Here is a 25,666-nt window from a genome sequence, read left to right on the forward strand (position 1 = left end):
ATAAAAAACTGCATATAAAAAACTGAGAATAAATCCTCAGTTTTTTTATATATTTTATTGTTGTCTTCGTGGATTTTGTTGGGGTTGATTTTGTTGTTGAGAATTTGCAGATGAGTTTGGTTGCGTTGCATTTGGATTAGGAGTACCATTCGTATTTTCGTTTGAAGAGCTTTCACTTTCAGTTGTTGAAGTTGAACTTGAGCTAGAGCTCTCTGTAGTCGAACTTTCTTGAGTTGACTGTGGAATCCAGTTGCTGCTACGTGCCCCATTCTTGAAGATGTAATCACCACTTCTATGAAGTCCTTCTGGCATTGTCCAATCACCAGGGTGATCGTCCTCTGCTAGATACTGCATCATAGAACGATAGATACTAGTGGCAACAGTAAAGCCATCACCAACGATTGGAGTAAGGCGGTTTGAGTAACCAGTCCAGACCGCCATTGAATATTTACGGGTATAACCAACAAACATTTCATCTGGAGCAACAAATTGACTTGTTTTAATGTGGTTTTCAATCTCTTCATCAGTGTAGTTTGATGTACCAGTTTTACCTGCTTGTGGAAGCCATGAAATATAAGCGTCCCGACCTGTACCAGAGTATAATACTGTTTTCATCATTTCTGTCATCATATAGGCGGTTGTTTCTTTCATAGCACGAGTACCTTGATCAGAAAACTCTTTTGAACTACCGTCGCTAAAGACAACTTTATTGATATACATTGGTTTGTGATAGATACCACCGTTAGCAAATGCAGCATAGGCGGCAGCCATTTTTTCACTACTTGCACCGTACTGTTTACCTGATTCAGTCGTATTACTTGAAATTGCGTTTGCATATACCATGGTTGGATAATCAATGCCAAGTCCGTTTAAGAATTTTTTGGCTTTATCAAGTCCAACTCTATCGAGAGTTTCAACTGCTGGTACGTTACGAGATTGTTGGATAGCAGTTTGAAGAGTGATGTTCCCATAATAGCCACGATCCCAGTTGTAGACTGGAGTGCTAGTACCTGGGAAGTTATATGGTACATCCTTAAGCATATAAGCAGTTGAGTCATAGATATCGTACTCAAGTGCAGGTGCATAGTCCGTAATTGGTTTCATAGTTGAACCCCAGTCACGGTTTGTTTCCACTGCTTGGTTAGTACCAAAGGATACATTGCTAGCTTGGTGACGAGACCCGAGTTGGGCAATAACTTTACCATTTGATACATCAATGATAGTAGAGGCTGCTTGGATATCATCATCAGGATAGTTTACGTATTGATCAGTGTTATAGACGTCCCAAAGGTGTTTTTGTACCTCTTGGTCGACGTTTGTATAGACTTCCATACCTGTTGTTAATAGATTATAACCTGTCTCTTGTTCTACTTGGTCAATAACCTCTTTAAGATAGTTATCCATGTACTGTGGATAGCTATTAACAGATTTTAGACTTTGAAGTCCATCTGTGATTGGAGTATTGATGGCTGTTTCATATTGTTCGGCTGTAAGGTATCCTTGCCTTTGCATTTCTGACAAAACAAGGTTTCGTCTTTCAAGGGCAGCTTCAGGATGAGAATAAGGATCGTACTGGTTTGGAGCCTGTGGCATACCTGCTAAGAGTGCTAGCTGAGGAATGGATAAGTCTTTGAGGTCCTTACCATAATAGTTTTCCGCAGCTGTCTGCATACCATAGTTACCATTTGACATGTAAACCTTATTGACGTAATAAGTCAATATTTCTTGTTTAGTTGCAGTTCGCTCTAGTTGGATAGCTAACCAGGCTTCTTGAACTTTACGGGATAGGGTTTGATCAGCTGTCGATGTTGAAAAGTAAGTTAATTTAATTAACTGCTGAGTCAAAGTTGATCCACCTTGAAGACCACTATTGCTTCGAAGGTTACGAAGGAATGCTCCTGCTATACGAATGCTATCAATTCCTCTGTGGTTAAAGAAACGGTGATCCTCGATAGAGACAATCGCATTGACAAGATCAGTAGGAATGTCACTACTTTGAGCATTAACACGACGTTCCGAACCTAAATCTGCGATTAGTTCATTTTTGCTATCATAAATTTTACTTGATGTAGTTGCAACAAGTTTACTCTCGGAAAGTTCAGGAGCTTTGTTTGCATAGTAAAGAAAGACACCACCACCAAGCAGGAAAGCTGCGATAAATAAGCTAATTACACCAATGCCAAGGTATTTAGCGATGCGTAAGATAGTTTGTTTGTTCATATTGTTTTACCACCTAGTAAATGTTGTTTGACTGTATCAAGGTAAGGAATTTGTGGAAAGGCAGACTGCTCAATCACATAACCGAATTCTTTGATATAGTCAAGCGGCATTGACTTTTTACCCATATCCTGATGATAAAAACGGATGAGGTCAAGTGCCGGCAATAAATACGTTTCTTGATAAGAAGAAAAATGAAGAAGGACAAAGCAAATCCCTTTTTGATCAAGGACTTGTTCCATATGCCGAATCTGATGAGGATGGAAGTTCTTCATCGGAATCGCATGTTTTTGCTTGGTTTCCTTGGCTTCGAAATCGATGTAAAACCCTTCATAAACTCCAGAATAATCGGTAGTTGATGCTTGTCTAAAATAAGCTTCAACAATCTTAGCACGACTACGCTGAGGATAGTCTACGCGGACAATCTGAACAGGAGTTGGTTTTTTATGGATAACAGCCAAACCGTGTGTCAGATAATACTCGTTTGTAGCATTTATCATCTTTTCAAAGGTCATCCCACGATTTGCGAAATTTTTAGTTTGTGAGGTGACTTGTTGTTTTTTTTTTGATGAAAGTTTATGAGGATAGTTGACCATAATTCTCCTTATTGGTACAATAACATCACTCTATTATACCATAAAGGTGCACAGAAAGGGTGAAAAAATGCATACAGCCTTGATTTTAGGCTATTCTAGCTTTGATTTAGGATTGTTCAATGAAAAAGATATTCGTTTAAAAATTATTAAAAAAGCCATTCGTAGAGATTTGGAAAAAATGGCAGACGAAGGATTGAAATGGTTGGTATTTACGGGAACTCTGGGATTTGAACACTGGGTTTTAGAGGTGGCCAGAGATATGAAAGATGACTTTGGTTTCCAACTTGCAACTATCTTTGATTTTGAGACTCATGGGGAAAACTGGAATGAGGGAAATCAGGTTAAACTTAGTGAATTTAAACAAGTTGATTTTGTAAAATACGCCTATCCGAACTATGAACACAAGGGTCAATTACGAGACTATCAACTTTTCTTACTTGAAAATACAGATGGTGCCTATCTTTTTTATGATGAAGAAAATGAAACAAAACTGAAGTATTTTTACGAACTGATGAAAAAGAAAGACAACTATATTACAAAAAGATTAACATTTGAGGAATTAAACGAAGTAGCTGAAAATTTTTCCGAAAATTGAGCCTTTGACCTTGCTTTTTGTTTGCCTTTTTTTATATAATAATACTAGCAACTGAGAATGGAGAGAGACATGGCAAGTATTATTTTTACAGCAAAAGATATTTTTGAGCAGGATTTTGGAAGAGAAGTACGTGGATATAGTAAAGCAGAGGTTGATGAGTTCTTGGATGATGTCATCAAGGATTATGAAACTTATGCAGCATTAGTAAAGTCACTCCGTTTAGAAATTGCAGAGTTGAAAGAGGAATTGGCGAAAAAACCTCAAGTAACTCCAGTAGCTTCTGAACCAGCAGAGCTTGGAAGTACAACTTCTATGACAAACTTTGATATTTTGAAACGTTTGAATCGTCTTGAAAAAGAAGTATTTGGCAAACAAATCATGGATAATTCTGATTTCTAAGAATACTTCTGTTGTGCAATTTTTGGATAATCGCGTGAAGAGAGTTTCTTTTCATGAGGAAAGTCCATGCTAGCACAGGCTGTGATGCCTGTAGTGTTTGTGCTAGGCGAAACCATAAGCCTAGGGACGAGAAATCGTTACGGCAGTTGAAATGGCTAAGTCTTAGGATATGTCAGAGTAGACTTGAAAGTGCCACAGTGACGGAGTCTCTCTGGAAACAGAGAGAGTGGAACGCGGTAAACCCCTCAAGCTAGCAACCCAAATTTTGGTCGGGGCATGGAGTGCGCGGAAACGAACGTAGTACTCTGACTGCTAGCAGCTAGAGCTGCTAGTGGTAGACAGATGATTATCGAAGGAAGTGGTCCTAGTCACTTCTGGAACAAAACATGGCTTATAGAAAATTGCATATAGGTTGGGGCTGAGATATATTTCTCAACCTCATTTTTTAAAGTGAATAAAGAAAGGTCTATAAAAGACTGAAATGAAAACAACATTTAATTTAATTGCGACTGCTGCTGCGGGTTTGGAAGCTGTAGTTGGACGTGAAGTGAGAGATTTGGGTTATGATTGTCAAGTTGAAAATGGGCGTGTTCGTTTTCAAGGTGATGTTAAAGCGATTATCCAAACCAACCTGTGGCTAAGAGCTGCGGATAGAATCAAAATTGTTGTGGGAACTTTTCCTGCAAAAACATTTGAAGAACTCTTCCAAGGTGTTTTTGCTCTAGATTGGGAGAACTATCTCCCACTTGGAGCCCGTTTCCCAATTGCCAAGGCTAAGTGTGTCAAGTCAAAATTACACAATGAGCCAAGTGTGCAGGCGATTTCTAAGAAGGCAGTTGTTAAGAAACTACAAAAACACTATGCCCGACCAGAAAGTGTTCCCCTGATGGAGAATGGTCCAGAGTTCAAGATTGAAGTTTCCATTTTGAAAGATATAGCGACTGTTATGATTGATACGACTGGTTCAAGTCTCTTTAAACGTGGTTATCGTACTGAAAAAGGTGGTGCTCCAATCAAGGAGAATATGGCAGCTGCGATTTTGCAACTGTCAAACTGGTACCCTGATAAGCCTTTGATTGATCCAACCTGTGGTTCGGGAACCTTCTGTATTGAGGCGGCTATGATTGCGCGCAAGATGGCACCAGGTTTGCGTCGTTCATTTGCCTTTGAAGAGTGGAACTGGGTTAGTGACCGCTTGATTCAAGAAGTCAGAACTGAGGCAAGTAAGCAGATAGATCGAGAGATTGAACTGGATATTATGGGTTGTGATATCGATGGTCGTATGGTAGAAATTGCCAAGGCCAATGCCCAGGCAGCAGGAGTATCTGGAGATATTCTCTTTAAACAGATGCGCGTACAGGATTTGCGTACGGATAAGATTAATGGAGTTATTATTTCTAACCCACCTTATGGGGAACGTCTATCAGATGATGCAGGAGTAACTAAACTTTATGCTGAAATGGGTGAGGTTTTTGAGCCTCTTAAGACTTGGAGTAAGTTTATTCTGACAAGTGATGAAGCCTTTGAAAGTAAGTATGGTAGTCAGGCGGATAAAAAACGAAAACTCTATAATGGTACTTTGAAAGTTGATTTGTATCAATATTTTGGTCAACGTGTCAAAAGAAATTTGACAGATTAGAAAGGAGCTGCCATGGATCAGAAGGATAAAAAAGAAGAATTGTTAGAACCGGAAAAAATCTCCCAAGAACCTCAGTTTGACTTTGAGGAAGCTAAGGATCTAACAGTTGGACAAGTTATTCGAAAAAATGAAGAAATCGAAGCAGGAGTAACTCCTGATGATACGATTTTGGACAAATACATTAAACAACACCGTGAAGAAATCGAAGCTGATAAATTTACAAACATTCAGGCGAAGAAAGATGAACTTCAGAGTCTAGATGATTTGATCCAAGATGCTAAAGAAACGATTGAAGAAGAGGTGGAACCAGTAGAAGAAATCTCTGAATCAGAAAAGTTTGCTGAAGAAGAGGGAGTAGCAACTGAAGAAGTTCTCCTTTCGCCACTAGAAGAAACTTTAGTTATGGACAAAAATCTTGTAGAGGAAGTATTTGAACCTGAACAGGTAGAAAATGAGGAAACTTCACAAGAAGAAACCCCAATTCTAGCTCGCTCTCTTCAAGAAGAGGATGAGCCACGACGCAAAAAACTGTGGGTCATCTTGTCAGCTATTTTAGCGATTATTGTCTTGATTATTGGAGGTAGCTACTACGTTTATCGTCAAATTACTCGTTCTTCACAAGAAATTCAGTCTCAGTCATCTGATGCAGGTTTGGTAAGTAATCAAGCAATTCTCGATCAATTTAACAGTCTCTATGAAACTTTTTATACTGATGAGAATAAAACTGCCCTAAAAAATGGTCAGTTTAGTCAACTGAATCAACTCAAAGAACTTTTAGATAAACTTGAGGGAGCTAGAGAGCATACTCTTGCTAAATCAAAATACGATAGTCTTGAAACACAAATCAAGGCAGTTCAAGACGTTAATGCTCAATTTGAAACGCCAGCTATTACAGATGGTGTTCTAGATACAAATGCTAAAGTAAAGGCAGATGCTAAATTTACCGAAGTCAAGACTGGGAATACTGAAATTGATAAACTGCTAGATAAGGCTATTAGTCTCGGTAAGAGTCAACTTTCAAGTTCTACAAGCTCTAGCAGTAGTCAATCAAGTTCATCAAGTCAAACAGAGTCAAACTCAGCAACTGAAAGCAATGCTAGCAGCTCTGCTAATGCATCAACTTCAGCGGGTGAAACAGCCTCAGCAAATAATATCCTTAATAGTGGACTAGCAAGCAATGGTGTGAACCTACAAAGAAGTGTCAGTCGAGTACCGTACAATCAAGCTGCTGTTAGTGATAGTAGTAATCCTGCTTGGACTTTTGCAAATGGTGTCCTTGAACGAATTCTTGAGACTTCGCGTGCGCGTGGCTACATTACAGGCAACCAATATATTTTGGAACCTGTGAATATTGTTAATGGTAATGGCTACTATAATCTTTATAAACCAGATGGTACCTATCTCTTTACCCTTAATTGTAAGACAGGTTACTTTGTAGGGAATGGCTCTGGACATGCGGATGATTTAGACTACTAGTCAAATTGTTACAAAATTCTTTCTTTTCACAGATAAACATGATAAAATAAAACATATTAAACAAGAGGAGTGTCACATGACAAAAGCTAACTTTGGTGTTGTTGGTATGGCCGTAATGGGTCGTAACCTTGCCCTTAATATTGAATCTCGTGGTTATACAGTTGCTATTTATAACCGTAGTAAAGAAAAAACTGAAGATGTGATTGCTTGCCACCCTGATAAAAACTTCGTGCCAAGCTATGATATCGAAAGCTTCGTAAACTCAATTGAAAAACCACGTCGTATCATGCTTATGGTACAAGCAGGACCTGGTACAGATGCGACCATTCAAGCCCTTCTTCCACACTTGGATAAAGGTGATATCTTGATCGACGGAGGAAACACTTTCTATAAAGATACTATTCGTCGTAATGAAGAGTTGGCTAACTCAGGTATCAACTTTATCGGTACAGGTGTTTCTGGTGGTGAAAAAGGTGCCCTTGAAGGTCCTTCTATCATGCCTGGGGGACAAAAAGAAGCTTATGACTTGGTAGCAGATGTTCTTGAAGAAATCTCTGCTAAAGCACCAGAAGATGGAAAACCATGTGTAACTTACATCGGTCCTGATGGAGCTGGTCACTATGTAAAAATGGTCCACAATGGCATCGAGTACGGTGATATGCAATTGATCGCAGAAAGCTATGATCTTATGCAACACTTGCTTGGCCTCTCTGCAGAAGACATGGCTGAAATCTTTACTGAGTGGAACAAGGGTGAATTGGACAGCTACTTGATTGAAATCACAGCTGATATCCTTGGACGTAAAGATGATGAAGGTCAAGATGGACCAATCGTAGACTATATCTTGGATGCTGCAGGAAACAAAGGAACTGGTAAATGGACTAGCCAATCAGCTCTTGATCTTGGTGTGCCATTGTCACTCATCACTGAGTCAGTATTTGCACGTTACATTTCTACTTATAAAGAAGAACGTGTACACGCTAGCAAGGTGCTTCCAAAACCAGCTGCTTTCAAATTTGAAGGAGACAAGGCTGAGTTGATTGAAAAAATCCGTCAAGCCCTTTACTTCTCAAAAATCATCTCTTACGCACAAGGTTTTGCGCAATTACGTGTAGCTTCTAAAGAAAACAACTGGAACTTGCCATTTGCGGACATCGCATCTATCTGGCGCGATGGATGTATCATCCGTTCTCGTTTCTTGCAAAAGATCACAGATGCTTACAACCGTGATGCAGATCTTGCAAACCTTCTCTTGGATGAGTACTTCTTGGATGTAACAGCTAAGTACCAACAATCTGTTCGTGACATTGTAGCTCTTGCTGTTCAAGCAGGTGTACCAGTACCAACCTTCTCAGCGGCAATTACATACTTCGATAGCTACCGTTCAGCTGATCTTCCAGCGAACTTGATCCAAGCACAACGTGATTACTTTGGTGCCCACACATACCAACGTAAAGACAAAGAAGGAACATTCCACTACTCTTGGTATGACGAAAAATAAGTAGGTCAGCCATGGGGAAACGGATTTTATTACTTGAGAAAGAAAGAAATCTAGCTCATTTTTTAAGTCTGGAACTCCAAAAAGAGCAATACCGAGTTGATCAGGTAGAAGAGGGTCAAAAAGCCCTCTCCATGGCTCTTCAGACAGACTATGACTTGATTTTACTGAATGCTCATCTAGGGGATATGACAGCCCAGGATTTTGCAGATAAGTTGAGTCGGACCAAGCCAGCTTCGGTTATCATGGTCTTGGACCATCGAGAAGAATTGCAAGACCAAGTTGAAACAATCCAACGTTTTGCTGTTTCATATATCTACAAGCCAGTCATTATTGATGATCTAGTGGCTCGTATTGCAGCAATTTTCCGAGGTCGGGACTTTATCGACCAACACTGTAGTCAGATGAAGGTTCCAACATCCTATCGCAATCTGCGTATGGACGTAGAACATCATACCGTCTATCGTGGTGAGGAAATGATTGCCCTGACTCGTCGTGAATATGATCTCTTAGCTACCCTTATGGGAAGTAAGAAGGTTTTGACTCGTGAACAATTGCTGGAAAGTGTTTGGAAGTATGAAAGTGCGACCGAAACCAATATCGTGGATGTTTATATCCGTTATCTACGTAGTAAACTTGACGTGAAAGGTCAAAAGAGCTACATTAAAACCGTGCGTGGTGTTGGTTATACCATGCAAGAATAGAAAAGCAGTTGCAGTTTTGTAACTGCTTTTTTGAGTCGTTGAAATGTTGACATATGATTTGATTTTTGCTACAATCATTTTGGAGGAAACAAGAATGAAATTTTTGAAAAAAATGATGCAAGTTGGACTAGCAGTCTTTTTCTTAAGTCTGTTAGCAACAAGTACAGTATTTGCGGATGATTCGGATTCTGAAGGCTGGCAATTTGTCCAAGAAAATGGTAGAACCTACTACAAGAAGGGTGATATCAAAGAAAAGGCCTGGAGAGTGATTGATGGGAAGTACTATTATTTTGATCATGTATCAGGAGAGATGGTTGTCGGCTGGCAATATATCCCGTTTCCATCTAAAGGTAGTACAATTGGTCCTTACCCCAATGGTTTAAGATTAGAGTATATGCCAATGCCACAATGGTATTACTTTAACCAAGATGGCGTACTACAAGAATTTGTTGGTAAGCAAGTTTTAGAAGCAAAAACTGCTACAAATACCAACAAACACCATGGTGAACAATATGATAGCTCTACTGAGAAACGAGTCTACTATTTTAAAGACCAAAGAAGTTATCACACCTTAAAAACCGGTTGGGTTCATGATGAGGGGCACTGGTATTATTTACAGAAGGATGGTGGCTTTGATTCTCGCATCAACAGATTGACTGTTGGGGAGCTCGCACGTGGCTGGATAAACGATGATTCCACTTGGTACTATTTAGATCCAACAACTGGCATTATGCAAACTGGGTGGCAGTATCTTGGTAACAAGTGGTATTATCTCCGTTCAACAGGTGCTATGGCAACAGGCTGGTATCTAGATGGTTCAACTTGGTATTATTTAGATGCTCAAAATGGTGATATGAAAACTGGCTGGATTTATGTCGATAATACTTGGTATTACCTCCGTTCAACAGGAGCTATGGTAACCGGTTGGTTCCAAGTTAATGGTAAATGGTACTATGCCTATAGTTCAGGTGCTTTAGCTGTAAATACCACAGTAGGTGGCTACCAGGTCAACTATAATGGTGAGTGGGTACAATAATGAAAACAAGCGATTGTGAAAGGAAACAATCGCTTTTTTTGTGAAAATATAATAAAATAGAAAGGAATAAAGTTCTAAAATTTTATCTAGAAAAAGACGATTTTCGTCTGTTAGTAGGATTAAATGACAAAAGAAGTTGGTGTCGGTCAGGCACATAGTAAAATTATTTTAATAGGAGAGCATGCAGTGGTTTATGGCTACCCAGCCATCTCTTTACCTCTTTTAGAGGTAGAGGTGACTTGTCGGGTGGTTCCAGCAGCGACACCATGGCGTCTTTTTGAAGAGGATACCTTGTCCATGGCAGTTTATGCTTCTCTCGAGTATTTAAATATCCAGGATGCTTGCATTCGTTGTCAAATTGACTCGGCTATTCCGGAAAAGCGAGGGATGGGTTCTTCAGCAGCCATTAGTATTGCGGCCATTCGTGCAGTATTTGATTATTACCAAGCAGAACTTCCACATGATGTGTTAGAAATTTTGGTCAATCGAGCTGAAATGATTGCCCATATGAATCCTAGTGGTTTAGATGCCAAGACCTGTCTTAGTGACCAACCTATCCGCTTTATCAAGAATGTTGGTTTTGAAGAATTAACCATGGATTTATCATCTTATCTGGTCATTGCAGATACAGGAGTCTATGGGCACACTCGTGAAGCCATCCAAGTTGTAGAGAGCAAGGGCAAGGAAGCTCTGCCTTTCTTGCATGCGCTAGGAGAGTTGACCCAAGAAGCAGAAGAAGCGATAAAAACAAAAGATGCCGTGAAGCTGGGAGAAATTCTAACCAAAGCTCATGGAAATCTAAAAGAAATCGGAGTTAGTAGCCCTGAGGCAGATGCCTTGGTTGAAACTGCCCTTGAACATGGTGCTCTAGGTGCCAAGATGAGTGGTGGTGGTCTAGGTGGCTGTATCATTGCCTTGGCTGCTAATGTCAGTCAAGCACAAGAACTCGCAGAAAGATTAGAAGAGAAAGGAGCTGTTCAGACATGGATCGAAAGCCTGTAACAGTACGTTCCTATGCCAATATTGCCATTATCAAATATTGGGGTAAGAAAGCAGAAAAAGAGATGGTTCCTGCGACTAGCAGTATCTCTCTAACGTTAGAAAATATGTATACGGAGACAACACTTTCTCCTTTGCCAGCAGATGCAAGCTCGGATGCTTTCTACATCAATGGTCAGTTGCAAAACGAAGCTGAGCATGTCAAAATGAGTAAAATCATTGATCGCTACCGTCCCGAAGGAGCAGGTTTTGTTCGTATTGACACCCAGAACAATATGCCAACAGCGGCAGGTCTTTCTTCAAGTTCCAGTGGCTTATCTGCCCTGGTCAAAGCCTGCAACGCCTATTTCCAATTAGGATTAGATCGTAAAGAGTTGGCCTTGGAAGCTAAATTTGCATCGGGTTCTTCATCTCGTAGTTTTTATGGCCCCTTAGCAGCTTGGGACAAGGATAGTGGAGAGATTTATCCAGTCGAGACTGACTTGAAACTAGCTATGATTATGTTGGTTTTAGAAGACCAGAAAAAACCAATCTCTAGTCGGGATGGTATGAAACTCTGTGTGGAAACTTCGACAACATTTGAGGACTGGATTCGTCAGTCTGAACAAGACTACAAGGATATGCTGGTCTACCTCAAGGAAAATGACTTTGAGAAAGTTGGAGTATTAACAGAAAAGAACGCTCTCGCAATGCATGCTACGACAAAAACTGCCAATCCATCCTTCTCTTATCTGACAGATGCGAGTTATGAGGCTATGGATTTCGTTCGTCAGCTTAGAGAACAAGGAGAATCTTGTTACTTCACCATGGATGCGGGGCCTAATGTAAAAGTTCTTTGTTTAGAAAAAGACTTGGAACATCTATCAAAACTTTTAGGTCAACGCTATCGCTTAATCGTTTCAAAAACAAAGGATTTGAGCCAAGATGACGATTGTTAAAACTTGTGGGAAGCTCTATTGGGCTGGGGAGTATGCCATTTTAGAACCAGGACAGTTGGCGCTGATAAAGGCTATACCCATCTATATGACGGCTAAGATTACAGCATCTGATACTTATCGACTATACTCAGATATGTTTACCTATGGTGTGGACATGCGACCGGATTCTTCCTATGCCTTGATTCAAGAAACAGTTGCCTTGGTGGAGGAATACCTGACTGCCCAAGGAGTTGAACTACAGCCTTTCTCCCTAGACATTCGCGGGAAAATGGAGCGTGAGGGCAAGAAGTTTGGTCTGGGTTCTAGTGGTAGTGTTGTTGTCTTGGTTATCAGGGCTATGCTTGCTTTTTATGAAAGACCAGCCGATAGAGACCTTTTGTTTAAACTGGCGAGTGCAGTCCTTCTCAAACGTGGAGACAATGGTTCCATGGGGGATATTGCCTGTATCGTTTCAGAAGATTTAGTCCTCTATCAGTCATTTGATCGTGAGAAAGTGACACAATGGCTAGAAAAGGAAGATTTGCAAGATGTATTAAATCGTGATTGGGGCTTTTCTATTTCTAGTGTTGAACCTGCCTTGAAATTTGATTTTCTGGTGGGTTGGACCAAGGAAGTAGCTGTGTCTAGTCATATGGTCAAGCAAATCAAGAATAATATGAACGCTAGCTTCTTGCAGGCTTCAAAAGAAACAGTAGCTAACTTGGTAAAGGCTTTGCAGACAGGTCAAGAAGAAACCATTATTGCCTTGTTAGAACAAGCCAGCCAACTTTTAGAAGGTTTGAGTTCAGATATTTACACCCCTTCTCTCAGACAATTAAAAGATGCAAGCAGAGACTTAATAGCTGTCGCAAAAAGTAGTGGTGCTGGTGGTGGAGACTGTGGGATAGCTCTCAGTTTTGACCAAGATTCGACCACATTACTGAAAAAACGCTGGGCTGATCTAGGAATTGAGCTCTTGTATCAAGAAAGGATAGGACATGACGACAAATCGGAAGGATGAACACATCCGCTATGCCCTTGAACAAAAAAGTTCTTATAATAGTTTTGATGAAGTTGAATTGATTCATTCTTCGCTACCCTTATATGACTTAGATGAGATTGATCTTTCGACAGAATTTGCAGGGCGCAAATGGGATTTTCCTTTTTATATTAACGCCATGACAGGTGGGAGTGACAAGGGCAGAGAAATTAATCAAAAATTGGCCCAGGTGGCAGATGCTTGTGGGATTTTATTTGTGACAGGTTCTTACAGTGCTGCACTTAAGGATCCATCAGATGATTCTTTTTCCGTGAAGTCAAATCATCCTGACCTCCTTCTTGGAACAAATATTGGCTTGGATAAACCTGTAGAACTAGGATTACAAACAGTGAAAGAAATGAATCCTCTTCTCTTGCAAGTTCATGTCAATGTCATGCAGGAATTACTTATGCCAGAAGGTGAGCGTCAATTTAGATTGTGGCAAAGCAATTTGAAAGATTATGCTGAGCAAATCTCAGTTCCCCTTGTTTTAAAAGAAGTCGGCTTTGGCATGGATGTGAAGACTATTGCTAAGGCGTACGAAATGGGGATACGTACGGTTGATTTGTCTGGCCGTGGGGGGACTAGTTTTGCCTATATCGAAAATCGTCGTAGCGGTCAACGGGACTACCTCAATGATTGGGGGCAATCGACCATGCAAACCCTTCTAAATGCCCAAGACTGGAAAGATAAGATGGAGCTTCTGGTAAGCGGAGGTGTTCGCAATCCACTAGACATTATCAAATGCCTGGTCTTTGGAGCAAAAGCAGTTGGGCTATCACGAACCGTGTTAGAGTTGGTTGAAAACTACCCAGTGGATGTCGTTATCGCTATTGTTGAAAGCTGGAAGGAAGACCTACGTTTGATTATGTGTGCCCTTAATTGTGCAAAAATTAAGGATTTGCAAGAGGTCGACTATCTCCTTTACGGAAAATTAAAAGAAGCAAAAGATCAACTATAAGGAGGTCGGGATTTTGGTCCCGGTCTCTTTATCATTCCTCAGACTGATGTGACTTTTTGGTTTTGTGATACAATAAAATAGAGAGGACGGATACATGCGAAAATTTCAAATTTTTCTATTTATTGAAGCTTGTTTATTAACAGGGGCTCTGATTATGATGGTATCAGAGCATTTTTCCCGTTTTCTGCTGATATTGCTCTTGTTTTTACTGCTGATTCGATACTACACTGGAAGACAGGGGAATAACTTCATTTTAGTGGCGGTTAGCATCCTATTTTTCTTTATCATCATGCTCAATCCCTTTGTCATTATGGCTATCTTTGTGGCCTTGATATACAGCCTGTTCTTGCTTTATCCTATGATGAACCAAGAAAAAGAAGATACCAATCTGATTTTTGAAGAAGTAGTGACGGTAAAGAGAGAGAAAAATCGCTGGTTTGGAAATCTCCACCATTTTTCAAGCTACCAGACTTGCCGCTTTGATGATATCAACCTTTTTCGTCTCATGGGGAAGGATACCATTCATCTAGAGCACGTGATTTTGAGCAATCATGATAATGTCATCATCTTGAGAAAGCTAGTCGGCACTACTAGAATTATTGTACCAGTGGATGTAGAAGTCAGTCTTAGTGTTAATTCTCTGTACGGAGATTTAACCTTCTTTGACCAGCCTAAGCGAGCTTTGCGCAATGAACAATTCCATCAAGAAACCAGGGATTATCTCAAAAGTCCAAAGAGTGTTAAGATTCTTTTGACAACCATGGTTGGAGATGTTGAGGTGGTGCGCGGATGAAAAAACAACCTTATATTTTAATAGGTCTCACCTCGTTTCTCTTTGTTGTCTTTCTCTTTCGAAGCATTTTTAAGGTTCTGGATTTAGAGTGGACTTCTCTTTTTCAGGATCTAGAAAAGACAGAAAAAGTCCTTTTTCTAGCCCTGATGTTTACTCTTGCCCTGACATTTTTATTAGTCCTATTCTGGACAATTGTTGACGAAATTTCAAGAAGAAGAATCCAAGCAAATCTTAAACGTCTGCTAGCTGGCAAAGAGATTGAAAGTCTGGGAGATGCTGACTTAGACGCAAGTTTTAGAAACTTGTCAGGAAAGCTTGGTTTGTTGACAGAAGCTATTCAAAAAGCAGACAATCAAGCCTTGGTCAAAGAAGAAGTGATTATTGAAAAGGAGCGCAAGCGAATCGCACGTGACTTGCATGATACGGTCAGCCAAGAAATTTTTGCTGCCCATATGATTTTATCGGGACTCAGTCAACAAGCTTCCAAATTAGACAGAGAGAAGATGCAAACACAACTCCAAAGTGTGACTGCCATTTTAGAGACAGCTCAAAGAGACTTGCGCATTCTTCTTTTGCATCTACGACCAATTGAACTGGAACAGAAAAGTCTGGTCGAGGGGATTCAGATGCTTCTGAAAGAATTGGAAGAAAAAAGTGAACTCAAAGTCAGCTTTAAATATCAGGTAGATGAATTGCCTAAAAAGATTGAAGAACATATTTTCCGGATTGTACAAGAATTGATTAGTAATACACTTCGTCATGCCCAGGCTTCATGTCTAGATGTTTACCTTTATCAAACGGAAACGGAATTACAGTTGAAGGTCGCAGACAATGGGCGTGGTTTTCAGCTAGATGATGTTGATGAATTAAGCTATGGTTTACGCAATATCAAAGAACGAGTGGAAGATATGGCTGGGACTATACAATTATTAACAGCTCCCAAGCAAGGTTTGGCAGTGGATATCCGCATTCCCTTGCTTGATTTGGATAGATAAGAGGAAGTAAGATGAAACTATTATTGGTAGATGACCACCAAATGGTGCGTCTGGGTTTAAAAAGTTATTTTGAATTACAAAATGATGTAGAGGTTGTAGGAGAAGCAACCAATGGTGCGGAAGGAATTTCCATGGCCTTGGAGCTTCGTCCAGATGTGATTGTCATGGATATTGTCATGCCTGAAGTCAATGGGATTGACGCGACACTAGCTATTCTCAAAGAATGGCCAGAGGCTAAAATCTTGATTGTGACATCTTACATAGATAATGAAAAAATCATGCCGGTTTTGAATGCTGGAGCTAGGGGATATATGCTCAAAACTTCTAGCGCGGACGAATTGCTGCACGCTGTTCGTAAGGTGGCGGCTGGAGAGTTGGCTATTGAACAAGAGGTCAGTAAGAAGGTAGAATACAATCGTAATCATATTGAACTTCATGAGGACTTGACTGCGCGTGAACGGGATGTCCTTCAACTAATTGCTAAGGGTTATGAAAATCAGCGGATCGCAGATGAATTGTTTATCTCCCTCAAAACTGTAAAAACTCATGTTTCAAACATCCTTGCTAAGCTTCAGGTTAGCGACCGCACCCAGGCAGCAGTCTATGCCTTTCAGCATCACTTGGTAGGCCATGAGGATTTTTAGATGAGTTTTTTGGAGTGAAATCAAAACTCTCTGTTTCAGAGGTAATTTTTTCTTTGAAATAAGTTTTTAATGTTTTTTCTTGATAAATTGGATACGTTAAGCAAAAAACAGTAATCTAGGATTAACAAGTATCTCAAGCAGTTCTGAAAACTCGGTTCTGACTTGAAAAAAGTTACTAGTATATGATATAATAGACTGTATTTAAAAAAATTTTAAGGAGAAATGACAGAATGTCTGTATCATTTGAAAACAAAGAAACAAACCGTGGTGTCTTGACTTTCACTATCTCTCAAGACCAAATCAAACCAGAATTGGACCGTGTATTTAACTCAGTAAAGAAATCTCTTAACGTTCCTGGTTTCCGTAAGGGTCATCTTCCACGTCCTATCTTCGACCAAAAATTTGGTGAGGAGTCACTTTACCAAGACGTTATGAACACTCTTTTGCCAAACGCTTATGAAGCAGCTGTAAAAGAAGCTGGTCTTGAAGTCGTTGCACAACCAAAAATTGACGTAACTTCAATGGAAAAAGGTCAAGACTGGGTTATCACTGCTGAAGTTGTTACAAAACCTGAAGTAAAATTGGGTGACTACAAAAACCTTGAAGTATCAGTAGATGTAGAAAAAGAAGTAACTGACGCTGACGTTGAAGAGCGTATCGAACGCGAACGCAACAACTTGGCTGAATTGGTGATTAAAGATGGTGCTGCTGAAAACGGCGACACTGTTGTTATCGACTTTGTTGGTTCTATTGACAGTGTTGAATTCGATGGCGGAAAAGGTGAAAACTTCTCACTTGGACTTGGTTCAGGTCAATTCATCCCTGGTTTCGAAGACCAATTGGTAGGTCACTCAGCTGGCGAAACTGTAGACGTTATCGTAACATTCCCAGAAGACTACCAAGCAGAAGACCTTGCAGGTAAAGAAGCTAAATTCGTAACAACTATCCACGAAGTAAAAGCTAAAGAAGTTCCAGCTCTTGACGATGAACTTGCAAAAGACATCGACGAAGAAGTTGAAACACTTGCTGAATTGAAAGAAAAATACCGCAATGAATTGGCTGCTGCTAAAGAAGAAGCATACAAGGATGCAGTAGAAGGTGCAGCAATCGATAAAGCAGTTGAAAATGCTGAAATCGTAGAACTTCCAGAAGAAATGATCCACGAAGAAGTTCACCGCTCAGTAAATGAGTTCCTTGGAAACTTGCAACGTCAAGGTATCAACCCTGACATGTACTTCCAAATCACTGGAACTACTCAAGAAGACCTTCACAAACAATACGAAGCAGAAGCTGAGTCACGCACTAAGACTAACCTTGTTATCGAAGCAGTTGCGAAAGCTGAAGGATTTGACGCTACTGAAGAAGAAATCCAAAAAGAAATCGAGCAATTGGCTGCAGATTACAACATGGAAGTTGCACAAGTACAAAGCTTGCTTTCAGCTGAAATGTTGAAACACGATATCGCAGTGAAAAAAGCTGTTGAATTGATCACAAGCACTGCAACAGTGAAATAATCTTTACAAGATAAAAGCCCACCTGAAAGGTGGGTTTTCTTGTGCTCTATTTTCCGAAAAACTCCTGTAGGTCTTCTTGACTAATCCCAATCATGGCTGGAATATTAGACCAGTTGTCTTCTGTTAGGATGTAGGATTTTTCAGTGTCTGTTGAGGTGGTAGTATCGGTTGCAAGTTGGTTTGTTTGCTCAGCGTTTTCCATCAAGTCAGCGAAACGTTCAATCAGATAGGTCTTACGAGCTGTTCCGATGTGTTGGGTAGCATAGTCAAAGGCTTGTAATTCACCTAGTAGGATCAGTTTGCTTTTGGCCCGAGTGATAGCAGTGTAGATGAGATTACGCTCTAACATTCGCTTGCTTGCACTGGTAATAGGCAGAATAACGACAGGAAACTCGCTACCCTGAGACTTGTGGATACTCATGGCATAGGCTAAGCGAATCTTATACCATTCATTTCGAGGATAAGAGACCTCATTGCCGTCAAAATCAATGACAATTTCATCTTGCTTGGACTCGGTGTATTTTCCTGGAATCAAGTCTGTAATATAGCCTAAGTCTCCGTTAAAGACATTGACTTCTGCATCGTTAACTAGGTGGATAACCTTATCTCCTGTTCGATAGTGACACTGAGTAGCTTCAAAGCTAAGCTGGTCTTTTTGTGGAGGATTGAGGAGGTCTTGCATGAGCTGGTTAATGGCATCAATACCTGCACTTCCACGGTACATAGGGGCTAGGACTTGGATGTCACGAGCAGGAATGCCACTTCTGAGAGCAGCACCTAAAATTTTCTCAATGCTAGCAGGGATATGGTTACTAGCGATTTCAAAGTAGGAGCGGTCTGCTTTTTTCTGGGTAAAGTCAGCTGGCAAGATTCCCTGTCGAATCTGACTAGCAAGCGTGACGATGGTTGATTCTTCGCTTTGCCGATAAATTTTTTCCAAGCGAGTCTGAGGAATCAAGGGAATATGAAGTAGGTCCGCTAGAACCTGTCCAGGGCTGACAGAAGGGAGCTGGTCGCTGTCGCCCACGATGAGGATTTTACTGTTAGAAGAGATGTTGGAGAAGAGTTGATTGGCCAGCCAAGTATCTACCATAGAAAACTCGTCAACGATGATAAAGTCAGCATCCAGATAATCTTCTAGATGACTGGTATCATCGTCGCCTGTCATTCCTAAATGACGGTGTATGGTCGCGCTTGGCAATCCTGTCAATTCATTCATGCGACGAGCCGCGCGACCAGTTGGAGCAGCTAGGAGAATGGGCAGATTGCTCTTTTTCTTGAGGTCAACTCCTTCTAAAAGAGCATAGACAGCGATAATCCCATTGATAACAGTAGTCTTACCTGTACCAGGTCCACCTGTCAGGATAAAGACCTTGTTCTGGATAGCATCGCAGATGGCTTGTTTTTGAATGCTATCATACTCAATTCCCAGTTCTTCCTCAACAGTTGTGATATGCTCTTGGATGGTTTCTAGATCCTGTTTTTTACTCTGACCTTTTTCGAGGATTCTGATGAGATGGCTGCGAATCCCTTCTTCTGCAAAAAAGAGGCTATTATCAAAGATTTTGGTGTCAATCTGCTGGACCTTATCTTCTTCAATCAGATAAGCAAGTTCTTGGGCAACTTGACTCGGATCTAGTTCGACTGGACGGGAGGATTCCAGAAGGTTGAGGGTTTGCTCCAACAAGTCTCTAGCTTCCATATAGGTATCTCCCGTCTCCATGCAACCTTGAAAGAGACTATGGACGAGACCAGCACGGAAGCGCTCGGGAGCTTGGCTCTCAATCCCCAATTCTTGGGCCAGTTGGTCAGCGATGGTAAATCCCAAGCCCTTGATATCCTCAACTAGTTGATAGGGATAGTTCTCAACAATATCTAGCGTTTCTTCCTTGTAAAAGTCTTGGATCTGAAAGGCTAGCTTATTTGGAATGCCGTAATTAGCCAGTTTGGCTAAGACCATCTCTGTTCCGTAATTAAGACGAAGGGTTGAGACGAAGGCTTCACGGTTTTTAGCAGAGAGTCCAGAGATAGACTGGAGTTTGTCTGGATTTTCTAAGATTTTGTCAATAGTGTTATCTCCGTAAATATCCACAATTTTCTGAGCTGTTTTGAGTCCAATTCCCTTAAAATGGCTACTGGAGAAATACTTTACCAAGCCCTTACTAGTCGGCTTAGCTCTCTCATAGCGAGTCATTTGTAGTTGTTCACCATATTTGGAGTGTTGGACGATTTGTCCCCAAAAGGTGTATTCCTCTCCTTCAATGATATCAGCCATGGTACCTGTGACAATGATTTCATAATCATCAAAGTCTTCAGCATTGGTATCCTCAATATCTAGGAGTAAAATACGGAAAAAATTGCTGACATTTTCAAAAATAATGCGTTCAATGGTGCCTGAAAAATAAACTTCCATAAAATTCCTTACAATAGTGTCTGAGAAAATGTATCCCAGATTTAGTCAAAATAGAATGAGAAGAGGCTGAGATAGAAAATTCTCGGCCTCTTCTTAGTTTTTAAAATGTTCCGATACGCTTGAGTGGCCAGAAGCGGAATTTGGCTTCTCCGGTGATATCTTTTGCTTTAAAGGTACCAACATGTCGACTGTCGCTAGATACCAGACGGTCATCACCCAGTAGGAGGTATTCACCCTCTGGTACAGTGAAGGTAAAGCTAGTGTTGTAATTAACATCTAGGGTAAAGGCCTGAGCCTTTTGAGCTAAAGTTCTAAAGTATTCTCCCTTTTTACCATCCCAACCAGTTCCAGTATAAGTGCTTTGGAGTTTATCTTCCTTGAAACGCTTTAGGTATTCTGCTAAATAGGGCTCATCAGTTTCTTGACCGTTAATATAGAGTTTATCATTGTCATAACGAATAGTATCTCCTGGCATACCAATGACCCGTTTAACGATATCCTTGTTCCCATCGTCTTCATGAGCAACCACAATATCAAAACGATTGATTGGGAGATGTTTAACCACAAAGAGGACTTCCCCATCTGCCAGGGTAGGATCCATGGAATGTCCTTCTACACTGACATTCCTCCAGAGAAAGAGACGGCTAAGACCTACTAGTGTAATAAGTAGGAAGATAACTCCCCACTCTTTTAAAAATGATTTTAAATATTTCATAATTTACCTTTCTAGCATTTTTTTTGCTTTTTCAGTATTTTTAAAGTGTAGTTTGGCGCAGAAGTTGAGTCCCTGCATACCATAAGCACGAAGGATTTGGCTAGCTATCTTATCAGAAGCTGTTCCAGCTCCGCTTGGAAGTTGATAACCAAGTTCTCTCCCCAGATTTTCAAGATTTTCTAGAAAGAGATCACGCGCAATGATAGAACTTACTGCGACAGCCAAGTACTTACCTTCAGCTTTTTCCTCTAGGCTGACTGGATTAGAAAAATGATTGGCTTCATTTTTTAAGTACTTCTCATAGTTTTGAGCACTCGTAAAAGCATCGATCACAATCTTTTCTGGCTGGACTCCCTTTTGGAGGAGGAGAAAAATCGCTTGATTGTGCAGAGCTACCTTTACGGAAACGGCATTGTAGCGCTCCCCAATGACTTCATTATACTTACTTGGAGAAAGAAGCAGCGCTTGGTGCTGGATTCTCTCCTTAAGCAGAGGGGCAAGCTGACGAATCTTTTGGTCTGTCAGAGTCTTAGAATCCCCTACACCTAGTTTTCGTAGGAAGTCATGTTGGTCAGGCGTCACAAAGGATGCTACTACAGCCAGACCACCGAAGTAGGAACCATTCCCCACCTCATCTGTTCCAATCAAGGGGAAATTTTGTCCGCTAGTTCCTTGACTGAGCTGATAACCAAAAGAACTGGCATAGTTTTCAGCCATTTCTCCCTGAAGCAAGACTTTTCCAGAAGTGTAGATGGAAACACTAGCTTGGGGAAGCTTCAAAAAGTAGCGAATATAAGGATTTTTACTAGGAGTCAGTGCCTGTTCATATTGCTGAACAAAGGCTTGGATTTCCTTTTCACTCGGGGTTAATGTAATACTTGCCATAGTTCTTATTGTACCATAAAAGCTGTAGAATTGGTAAAAACTGACAAACTTAGTGAAATTTGGTATAATATCGTGAGGTGAATTTTATGGCAAATTTAAATCGATACAAGTTTACATTCGGGAAGAAAACATTGACTCTAACAACTGAGCATGACAACCTCTTTATGGAGGAAATTGCTAAGGTTGCAACAGAAAAATATGAAGCAATCAAAGAACAAATGCCTGGAGCGGATGATGAGACAATCGCTATTTTATTAGCAGTCAATAGCTTGTCAACTCAACTCAGTCGTGAGATTGAATTTGATGATAAGGAGCAAGAATTAGAAGCTCTCCGTCATCAAGTTGTAGCAGCAAAACAAGAACAGAGCAAGACTGAGGATTCCCTATGATTTCCGTCCTTCTCTTATTGGTTCTTGCATGGAGCTTTTATATCGGTTATCGTAGAGGTTTAGTTCTACAGATTTACTATTTTGTAGCAACTGTGATTTCAGCTCTTCTTGCAGGAAATTTTTATCAATCTTTAGGGAAACAATTTGATTTGTTGATCCCATATGCAAGTCCACAGGAAGGACAGGGAACCTTCTTTTTCCCGTCGAATCAACTTTTCCAGCTGGACAAAGTCTTTTATGCAGGGATTGGTTATCTCTTAGCCTTTACGGTGTTTTACTGCTTCGGTCGATTGCTGGGTCTCTTTCTTAATCTTCTACCGACTAAAAAGCTAGCGGGTCAATATTTCCGTATAGGTGCAGGAGTTTTATCAGTGGCTGTGACCTTATTTGTCCTCCAGATGATACTGACTATTCTTGCGACTGTTCCTTTACAAATTGTTCAAAATTCACTTGAAAACAGTTTTGTAGCCAAACATATTATCCAGAGTGTTCCAATCACCACTCATATGATTAAACAACTCTGGGTAACCAAAATAATCGGATAAAAAGGGCGGGAACTATTCCTAGCCTTTTGTTTACAATTTCATACTCTTCGGAAATCTCTTCAAACCACGTCAGCTTCGCCTTGGATTATATATGTGACTGACTTCGTCAGACTTATCTACAACCTCAAAGCAGTGCTTTGAGCAACCTACGGCTAGCTTCCTAGTTTGCTCTCTGATTTTCATTGAGTATCAATAGTTTAGGAGCCTTTTTGAAAAGAGTGAGAATTTGAAAAATTCGTTCGCTCATTACGAAGGAAAAGAAAATGAATAAAAAAATACTAGAAACGTTAGAATTTAATAAGGTCAAGGCTTTATTTGAGCCTCATCTTTTGACCGAGCAAGGATTAGAGCAGTTGAAAGAACTTGCTCCGACTGATAAAGGAGACAAGATTAAGCAAGCTTTTGCAGAGATGAAGGAAATGCAAGAACTCTTTGTCGAGCATCCTCATTTCAGCATTTCTGCAACAAAAGATATTGCAGCGACCTCCAAACGTTTGGAGATGGGTGCTGACCTCAATATCGAGGAATTTCTCCTTCTCAAACGTGTCATCTTTGCCAGTCGTGAATTGCAGAATTTTTATGACAATCTTGAAAATGTACGTTTAGACCACCTGGCAAGTTGGTTTGAGAAACTTCATGACTTCCCACATTTACAGGGAAATCTACAAGCCATCAACGAAGCTGGATTTATTGAGAACTTTGCTAGTGAGGATTTGGCACGAATCCGTCGAAAAATCCATGATAGTGAAAGTCAAGTCCGTGATGTCCTGCAAGACCTTCTCAAACAAAAAGCTCAGATGCTGACAGAAGGTATCATCGCAAGTAGAAATGGTCGCCAAGTTCTTCCAGTTAAGAATACCTATCGTAATAAGATTGCTGGTGTGGTTCATGATATCTCTGCCAGTGGGAACACTGTTTATATCGAACCACGTGAAGTGGTCAAGCTAAGTGAAGAAATCGCAAGTCTTCGTGCAGACGAACGCTATGAGATGATGCGTATCCTCCAAGAACTCTCTGAAAGAGTAAGACCTCATGCAGCTGAAATCGCCAATGATGCTTGGATTATTGGACATTTGGACCTGATTCGTGCTAAGGTTCGCTTTATCCAAGAGACGGAGGCAGTGGTACCTCAAGTGTCTGAGGGACAGGAGATTCAACTGCTTCACGTTCGTCATCCTCTTGTAAAAAATGCAGTCGCAAATGATGTGCACTTCGGCAAAGAATTAACAGCTATCGTCATCACGGGTCCTAATACGGGTGGTAAGACCATTATGCTCAAGACCTTAGGTTTGACCCAGTTGATGGCCCAGTCTGGTCTACCAATTTTAGCTGATAAGGGTAGTCGTGTAGGGATTTTCGAGGAGATTTTCGCAGATATCGGAGACGAGCAGTCCATTGAGCAAAGTCTCTCAACCTTCTCTAGTCATATGACCAATATCGTCGATATTCTGGGTAAGGTCAACCAAAACTCGCTCTTGCTACTTGATGAGCTTGGAGCAGGAACAGATCCCCAAGAAGGTGCAGCCCTTGCCATGTCTATCCTAGAAGACTTACGCCTGCGTCAGGTCAAGACCATGGCAACCACTCACTATCCTGAACTTAAAGCCTATGGTATTGAAACTGCCTATGTTCAAAATGCTAGTATGGAGTTTGATACAGCTAGCCTGCGCCCAACCTATCGTTTTATGCAGGGAGTTCCAGGTCGAAGCAATGCCTTTGAAATTGCCAAACGTCTCGGCTTGTCAGATGTTATCGTAGGTGATGCCAGCAAGCAGATTAATCAAGACAATGATGTCAATCGCATCATTGAGCAATTGGAAGAACAAACACTTGAAAGCCGGAAACGTCTTGAGAATATTCGCCAAGTCGAGCAAGAAAACCTCAAGATGAACCGTGCGCTTAAAAAACTCTATAACGAGCTCAATCGTGAAAAGGAAACAGAACTCAATAAGGCGCGTGAGCAAGCTGCTGAGATTGTTGATTTGGCCCTAGCTGAGAGTGATGATATACTTAAAAATCTTCACAGTAAATCTCAACTAAAACCACATGAGATTATCGAAGCCAAGGCTAAACTCAAAAAATTAGCTCCTGAAAAAGTTGACCTTTCTAAAAATAAGGTTCTCCAAAAAGCTAAGAAGAAACGAGCTCCAAAAGTTGGAGATGATATTATTGTTTTAAGCTATGGTCAACGTGGTACCTTGACCAATCAACTCAAGGATGGCCGTTGGGAAGCTCAAGTCGGCTTGATTAAGATGACGCTTGAAGAGAAAGAATTTGACTTGGTTCAAGCCCAGAAAGAAGCGCCAGTCAAGAAGAAACAAGTTAACGTCGTTAAACGTGCAGCAGGAAAAGGTCCACAAGCTCGACTAGACCTTCGTGGCAAACGCTACGAGGAGGCTATGGAAGCCTTGGATGCCTTTATCGACCAAGCCCTGCTCAACAATATGGCCCAAGTTGACATCATCCATGGTATCGGTACAGGAGTCATCCGTGAAGGGGTGACTAAGTACCTACAAAGAAATAAACAAGTCAAGAGCTTTGGCTATGCACCACAAAATGCAGGCGGATCTGGCGCAACCATTGTAACCTTTAAGGGATAAAGCGAAACGAATGAAAATTATAATAAAATTTTCTGAAAATAATTGACAAGAGCTAAATTTTCTTGTAAAATAAATAAAAATTAAATACAACACCGAA

General features: G+C 40.6%; 23 protein-coding genes and 1 other RNA gene. 19 read left to right on the forward strand and 5 right to left on the reverse strand.

Annotated elements, in window-relative coordinates; genetic code table 11:
* Positions 1 to 54 precede the first annotated feature (54 nt).
* Positions 55 to 2,220, reverse strand: coding sequence for a penicillin-binding protein PBP1A (gene pbp1a / locus ADH81_RS06445; protein WP_049527386.1), 2,166 nt, complete (start codon positions 2,218 to 2,220; stop codon positions 55 to 57).
* Positions 2,217 to 2,813, reverse strand: coding sequence for a Holliday junction resolvase RecU (gene recU / locus ADH81_RS06450; protein WP_049503036.1), 597 nt, complete (start codon positions 2,811 to 2,813; stop codon positions 2,217 to 2,219). The genes pbp1a and recU overlap by 4 nt, the downstream gene beginning before the upstream one ends.
* Positions 2,814 to 2,880: 67 nt before the next feature.
* On the opposite strand from recU, the gene ADH81_RS06455 reads away from it, so the two are divergent.
* From ADH81_RS06455 to tig, 16 genes are all read left to right on the forward strand, one after another.
* Positions 2,881 to 3,408 carry a DUF1273 domain-containing protein gene (locus ADH81_RS06455; protein WP_045763609.1) on the forward strand — a complete coding sequence of 176 codons (528 nt, stop codon included), beginning with the start codon at positions 2,881 to 2,883 and terminating at the stop codon, positions 3,406 to 3,408.
* Positions 3,409 to 3,477: 69 nt separating this feature from the next.
* Entirely contained in the window at positions 3,478 to 3,807 is a 330-nt protein-coding gene (gene gpsB / locus ADH81_RS06460; protein WP_000146538.1) for a cell division regulator GpsB, read from the forward strand.
* An 18-nt stretch (positions 3,808 to 3,825) separates the two neighbouring features.
* Positions 3,826 to 4,206, forward strand: an RNA gene (gene rnpB / locus ADH81_RS10515) — RNase P RNA component class B.
* Between the two features lie 82 nt (positions 4,207 to 4,288).
* Positions 4,289 to 5,446 carry a THUMP domain-containing class I SAM-dependent RNA methyltransferase gene (locus ADH81_RS06465; RefSeq protein ID WP_049527389.1) on the forward strand — a complete coding sequence of 386 codons (1,158 nt, stop codon included), beginning with the start codon at positions 4,289 to 4,291 and terminating at the stop codon, positions 5,444 to 5,446.
* Positions 5,447 to 5,458: 12 nt separating this feature from the next.
* Positions 5,459 to 6,922 (forward strand): cell division site-positioning protein MapZ, encoded by a 1,464-nt coding sequence (mapZ, locus tag ADH81_RS06470; protein WP_049527392.1) that lies wholly within the window; start codon positions 5,459 to 5,461, stop codon positions 6,920 to 6,922.
* Between the two features lie 76 nt (positions 6,923 to 6,998).
* The gene (gene gndA / locus ADH81_RS06475; RefSeq protein WP_003017375.1) at positions 6,999 to 8,423 is read left to right on the forward strand and encodes an NADP-dependent phosphogluconate dehydrogenase; all 1,425 of its coding nucleotides are present in this window, start codon (positions 6,999 to 7,001) and stop codon (positions 8,421 to 8,423) included.
* An 11-nt stretch (positions 8,424 to 8,434) separates the two neighbouring features.
* Positions 8,435 to 9,124, forward strand: a complete 690-nt coding sequence (locus ADH81_RS06480) for a response regulator transcription factor (RefSeq protein ID WP_045614362.1) — start codon at positions 8,435 to 8,437, stop codon at positions 9,122 to 9,124.
* 94 nt (positions 9,125 to 9,218) lie between these two features.
* Positions 9,219 to 10,160, forward strand: a complete 942-nt coding sequence (locus ADH81_RS06485) for an N-acetylmuramoyl-L-alanine amidase family protein (RefSeq protein ID WP_049527600.1) — start codon at positions 9,219 to 9,221, stop codon at positions 10,158 to 10,160.
* 123 nt (positions 10,161 to 10,283) lie between these two features.
* Positions 10,284 to 11,162 carry a mevalonate kinase gene (mvk, locus tag ADH81_RS06490; RefSeq protein WP_049527401.1) on the forward strand — a complete coding sequence of 293 codons (879 nt, stop codon included), beginning with the start codon at positions 10,284 to 10,286 and terminating at the stop codon, positions 11,160 to 11,162.
* Positions 11,144 to 12,097: a diphosphomevalonate decarboxylase gene (gene mvaD / locus ADH81_RS06495; RefSeq protein WP_049527403.1), complete on the forward strand. Its 954-nt coding sequence runs from the start codon at positions 11,144 to 11,146 to the stop codon at positions 12,095 to 12,097. The genes mvk and mvaD overlap by 19 nt, the downstream gene beginning before the upstream one ends.
* Positions 12,084 to 13,097, forward strand: a complete 1,014-nt coding sequence (locus ADH81_RS06500; RefSeq protein ID WP_049527407.1) for a phosphomevalonate kinase — start codon at positions 12,084 to 12,086, stop codon at positions 13,095 to 13,097. Before mvaD ends, ADH81_RS06500 begins: the two co-directional genes overlap by 14 nt.
* On the forward strand, positions 13,075 to 14,076 hold the full coding sequence (fni, locus tag ADH81_RS06505) for a type 2 isopentenyl-diphosphate Delta-isomerase (RefSeq protein ID WP_049527409.1): 1,002 nt from the start codon (positions 13,075 to 13,077) through the stop codon (positions 14,074 to 14,076). Before ADH81_RS06500 ends, fni begins: the two co-directional genes overlap by 23 nt.
* Before the next feature lie 94 nt (positions 14,077 to 14,170).
* Positions 14,171 to 14,869: a cell wall-active antibiotics response protein LiaF gene (gene liaF / locus ADH81_RS06510; protein WP_049527411.1), complete on the forward strand. Its 699-nt coding sequence runs from the start codon at positions 14,171 to 14,173 to the stop codon at positions 14,867 to 14,869.
* Positions 14,866 to 15,864: a sensor histidine kinase gene (locus tag ADH81_RS06515; protein WP_049527412.1), complete on the forward strand. Its 999-nt coding sequence runs from the start codon at positions 14,866 to 14,868 to the stop codon at positions 15,862 to 15,864. The genes liaF and ADH81_RS06515 overlap by 4 nt, the downstream gene beginning before the upstream one ends.
* 11 nt (positions 15,865 to 15,875) lie before the next feature.
* Positions 15,876 to 16,508: a response regulator transcription factor gene (locus ADH81_RS06520; RefSeq protein ID WP_049527414.1), complete on the forward strand. Its 633-nt coding sequence runs from the start codon at positions 15,876 to 15,878 to the stop codon at positions 16,506 to 16,508.
* A 230-nt stretch (positions 16,509 to 16,738) separates the two neighbouring features.
* Positions 16,739 to 18,022: a trigger factor gene (tig, locus tag ADH81_RS06525; protein ID WP_049527416.1), complete on the forward strand. Its 1,284-nt coding sequence runs from the start codon at positions 16,739 to 16,741 to the stop codon at positions 18,020 to 18,022.
* A gap of 46 nt (positions 18,023 to 18,068) precedes the next feature.
* Here the strand turns inward: tig and ADH81_RS06530 are convergent, their stop codons facing one another.
* From ADH81_RS06530 to rnhC, 3 genes are all read right to left on the reverse strand, one after another.
* Positions 18,069 to 20,435: an ATP-dependent RecD-like DNA helicase gene (locus ADH81_RS06530; protein WP_049527419.1), complete on the reverse strand. Its 2,367-nt coding sequence runs from the start codon at positions 20,433 to 20,435 to the stop codon at positions 18,069 to 18,071.
* Positions 20,436 to 20,535: 100 nt separating this feature from the next.
* On the reverse strand, positions 20,536 to 21,150 hold the full coding sequence (gene lepB, locus ADH81_RS06535; protein WP_049527421.1) for a signal peptidase I: 615 nt from the start codon (positions 21,148 to 21,150) through the stop codon (positions 20,536 to 20,538).
* A 3-nt stretch (positions 21,151 to 21,153) separates the two neighbouring features.
* The gene (gene rnhC / locus ADH81_RS06540; protein ID WP_049527423.1) at positions 21,154 to 22,035 is read right to left on the reverse strand and encodes a ribonuclease HIII; all 882 of its coding nucleotides are present in this window, start codon (positions 22,033 to 22,035) and stop codon (positions 21,154 to 21,156) included.
* 86 nt (positions 22,036 to 22,121) lie between these two features.
* Here rnhC and zapA point away from each other — a divergent pair, with 86 nt between their 5' ends.
* The 3 genes from zapA (at position 22,122) to ADH81_RS06560 (ending at position 25,569) form a co-directional block, all read left to right on the forward strand.
* Positions 22,122 to 22,424, forward strand: coding sequence for a cell division protein ZapA (gene zapA / locus ADH81_RS06545; protein ID WP_049527425.1), 303 nt, complete (start codon positions 22,122 to 22,124; stop codon positions 22,422 to 22,424).
* Positions 22,421 to 22,969 (forward strand): CvpA family protein, encoded by a 549-nt coding sequence (locus tag ADH81_RS06550; RefSeq protein ID WP_049527426.1) that lies wholly within the window; start codon positions 22,421 to 22,423, stop codon positions 22,967 to 22,969. Before zapA ends, ADH81_RS06550 begins: the two co-directional genes overlap by 4 nt.
* Positions 22,970 to 23,232: 263 nt before the next feature.
* Entirely contained in the window at positions 23,233 to 25,569 is a 2,337-nt protein-coding gene (locus ADH81_RS06560) for an endonuclease MutS2 (protein WP_049527430.1), read from the forward strand.
* Positions 25,570 to 25,666: the final 97 nt, after the last annotated feature.

This window comes from Streptococcus pseudopneumoniae, assembly GCF_001072925.1.
Classification (GTDB): Bacteria; Bacillota; Bacilli; order Lactobacillales; family Streptococcaceae; genus Streptococcus; species Streptococcus pseudopneumoniae_Q.